Origin of the sequence: Sphingosinicella sp. (assembly GCF_052387495.1) — a bacterium.
In the GTDB taxonomy this organism is placed as follows: Bacteria; Pseudomonadota; Alphaproteobacteria; order Sphingomonadales; family Sphingomonadaceae; genus Allosphingosinicella.
Map to the genome: position 1 here is coordinate 1 of NZ_JBQTJC010000130.1, position 2,195 is coordinate 2,195.

At 68.2% G+C, this 2,195-nt stretch carries 5 protein-coding genes; 4 read left to right on the top strand and 1 reads right to left on the bottom strand.

All coding sequences use genetic code 11. The features are described from left to right. From ACT4N8_RS07440 to ACT4N8_RS07455, 4 genes are all read left to right on the top strand, one after another. Positions 1 to 578 (top strand): calcium-binding protein (locus ACT4N8_RS07440; RefSeq protein WP_444857501.1); only part of this gene is annotated, 578 nt, incomplete at its 5' end. A gap of 165 nt (positions 579 to 743) precedes the next feature. Beyond that, entirely contained in the window at positions 744 to 1,013 is a 270-nt protein-coding gene (locus tag ACT4N8_RS07445) for a hypothetical protein (protein ID WP_444857502.1), read from the top strand. Positions 1,014 to 1,133: 120 nt separating this feature from the next. Beyond that, positions 1,134 to 1,433 carry a CtrA inhibitor SciP gene (sciP, locus tag ACT4N8_RS07450; RefSeq protein WP_444857503.1) on the top strand — a complete coding sequence of 100 codons (300 nt, stop codon included), beginning with the start codon at positions 1,134 to 1,136 and terminating at the stop codon, positions 1,431 to 1,433. Between the two features lie 168 nt (positions 1,434 to 1,601). Continuing rightward, a complete protein-coding gene (locus ACT4N8_RS07455; protein WP_444857505.1) occupies positions 1,602 to 1,856 on the top strand; it encodes a GlsB/YeaQ/YmgE family stress response membrane protein in 255 nt (84 codons plus the stop codon). A gap of 48 nt (positions 1,857 to 1,904) precedes the next feature. On the opposite strand, the gene ACT4N8_RS07460 is transcribed toward ACT4N8_RS07455, so the two are convergent. Further along, positions 1,905 to 2,195 (bottom strand): SIMPL domain-containing protein (locus tag ACT4N8_RS07460; RefSeq protein ID WP_444857504.1); only part of this gene is annotated, 291 nt, incomplete at its 5' end.

The window sequence follows — 2,195 nt, forward strand, 5'->3', positions numbered from 1 at the left end:
TCCTGTCGAACGTCAGCTACACGCTGGGCGCGGGCCGCGAGGTGGAGGTGCTTTCGACCCGGGATCTGTCGGCGACGACCGCGCTCAACCTGACCGGCAACGAATTCGGCCAGACCGTGCTCGGCAATAACGGCGCCAACACCCTGTCGGGCGGCGGCGGCGCGGACGTGATCGCCGGTTTCGGCGGCAATGACATTCTGCTCGGTGGCGACGGCGATGATCAGCTCAACGGCGGCGCGGGCTACGACGTCCTGAACGGCGGGCTGGGCGCGGACCGGTTCGTGTTCGCGGACGCGTTCGGCCCCGCCCTCGCCGACCGCATCCAGGACTTCGTCAGCGGGCTCGACCGCATCTTCCTCGACAATGCGGTGTTCACCGGCCTTCCCAACGGCGCGCTTGCGGCGGGCGCGTTCCGCACCGGCAGCGCCGCGCTCGATGCGGACGACCGCATCCTCTACAACCCAGCCACCGGCCAGCTCTTCTTCGATGCCGACGGCAACGGCGCCGGGGCCGCCGTCCAGTTCGCGGTGCTCAGCGGAGCGCCCGCCCTCGCGGCAAGCGACTTCACCGTGATCTGACGCGCCGCTGACTGCGGCAGGCCCCCGGCGGCATTCACACCGCGTCTAGTCCCTGCCCACGGCGCGATCGGCGGAGCTGGCGGCCTGCTTCAACCCTCTCACCCATTCCGGGGCGGTGCTTTACCGGCTCTTCACCCTCTTCGTTTAGGCCGGTCGGCGATGGACATGGCCTTTCTCCAGCGCGCCGGGCGAATGCTCGGCGAGTCCGCGCCGGCGCCGCTCGACCACAAGCTGCTGCTCGCCGCACTCGCGCTGCGCGCGCCGCGGCCGGCCGAGCGAAGGCCGGCTTGCGGGGAAGGGTGCCGCGTGCAGGCCGCCGACGAGGACCCTCTGGTGGAACTGCTGCTCGGCGGCCCGGCCTGGCGGCAGGCCCAGTCGGCGCAGCGCGGCTGCTTCAGCCGTGCCGAAGCGGGACGCCGGGTCAATGGCTCGTAAACCCTGTTCACCGGGAAATTTACCTTGGCGTTTTAGCCTTCCTTCAACGGTCGGCGATTAAATGACGAAAGCGCGACAGGGCTAGGGAGGCCGTAAAGCGCGTAAAGTTTTGAGGTAGTAATGATCGAGAATCAGAAAATCCGCCCTGCCCAGGTCATCGGTCCGCTTGGTGAGCCGCTTACGATCGACTCGCTGCCGCCGCCCTCGACCACACGCTGGGTCGTCCGCCGCAAGGCCGAGGTCGTGTCCGCGGTCAACGGCGGCCTGCTCTCGGTCGACGAGGCGTGCAAGCGCTACAGCCTGAGTCTCGAGGAATTCGCCGGCTGGCAGCGCGCGGTCGACCGCTCCGGCATGCCGGGGCTGCGCGTGACCCGCATCCAGCATTACAAATCGCTCTACGAGCGCCAGCAGAAGTATTGACCGGGCGGGCGCTGCCAGGCGCCCTTTCCCGCTTTTCTCCTTAGGTCTAGACCCTCGCATTCCGCCGCGCTTCGGCAGGAACAAGAACGCGCTTTGGCGCGTCTTAGGCTCGGACCGCCCGCGAAATCATCGCCAGGGCGGCGCGAGAGACAGGAGGGAAGGGACATGATTGGAATCATCATCTGGCTGGTCATCGGCGGCATCGTCGGCTGGCTGGCGAGCCTCGTCATGCGGACCGACGCGCAGCAGGGCATCCTGCTCAACATCGTCGTCGGCATCGTCGGCGCCTTTATCGGCGGGCTGATCTTCAACCGGGGGAACATCAATCAGGATATCAACGTCACCTCGTTCATCGTCTCGCTGGTCGGCGCGATCATCCTCCTGGCGATCGTCAACCTCTTCCGGCGCGGCAGCGTCCGCTAGGGACGCGAAGCTCGAAAGGGTCGCCCGCGCCTGGGCGGCCCTTCGTCATTATTCGAGCTCGAAGCTGACCGTCAGGGTAACGCTCAGCGTCTGCTCGCCGGGATCGATCCGGGTCTCCGCCGCGTCGGCGGCCTGCATGCGCAGCATCGGCATCGGGCCCGGCGGCACGAGCCCGCTCTCGCTCACGAGCAGCACGCGGCGCACCCGCATATTGAGCGCGCGGGCATAAAGCTCGGCGCGGGCGCGGGCGTTGGCGAGCGCCGCCGTGCGCGCCTCGTCGAGCGCCGCCTCGGGCCGGTCGATCTCGAGCGACGGGCCGTTGATCTGGTTCGCCCCCTC

Excerpts from the sequence above, each read along its gene's own strand:
- sciP (WP_444857503.1), top strand. The coding sequence starts at position 1,134 with ATGATCGAGAATCAGAAAATCCGCCCTGCCCAGGTCATCGGTCCGCTT.
- ACT4N8_RS07445 (WP_444857502.1), top strand. The coding sequence starts at position 744 with ATGGCCTTTCTCCAGCGCGCCGGGCGAATGCTCGGCGAGTCCGCGCCG.